Origin of the sequence: Streptomyces sp. 8K308 (genome assembly GCF_004348315.1) — a bacterium.
Classification (GTDB): domain Bacteria; phylum Actinomycetota; class Actinomycetes; order Streptomycetales; family Streptomycetaceae; genus Streptomyces.
This window is the reverse complement of the sequence record NZ_SMKC01000692.1, coordinates 1-553: the sequence shown is the minus strand read 5'-3', so window position 1 is coordinate 553 and position 553 is coordinate 1. Positions and strand designations below refer to the sequence as shown.

Genomic DNA, 553 nt, shown 5'->3' with positions numbered 1-553 from the left:
CCGCGAAGGCGCGCAGCGCGAGACCGCCGCCGCCCTCCGCTTCGAGGAAGGTGTGCCACAGCTCCGTGCGCTCGTCGAAGCTGACCGGGTTCACGTGTGGCGTCCAGGTGACGGGCCCTTCCGGGGTGAGCAGCAGCCGGGTGGGGAGCTCGATGGCGGTGACCGGCTGCCCGTCGAGGAGGGTCGGGTCGTCGGCGTCCGGCTTTCCGCCCGGCGGCAGGCACCGCAGGCTCAGCGCGGCCCAGTCGAGCAGGTCGGGGAGGCCGAAGCCGATGCCGGGCCGCCCGGGTGGCACCGTGAAGGACAACACGGTCGCGCCGGAGGACCAGGCCGGCCGCCCCGCGTCGGCCGTCGTCACGTCGTCGGCCGAGGCCTCGGCCACGTGCTGCGGCGGCAGGTGGAAGACGACGAGTCCTGGCCGCTTCCGGTCCTCGACGACCAGCCGGCCGCGCCGCGGCGTGAGGTTCACGAGGTCGACGGGGACGAACAGCATGTCCTGGGGACGGTGCAGCAGCAGGCGCCGGGCGTCGGGCACCTGTCTCTTATACACAGC

1 pseudogene is annotated in these 553 nt (G+C 74.0%); it reads right to left on the bottom strand.

The annotated features are described in order from the left end of the window. Positions 1–535, bottom strand: a pseudogene (locus E1265_RS36670) (hypothetical protein); the annotation flags it as partial. Positions 536–553: the final 18 nt, after the last annotated feature.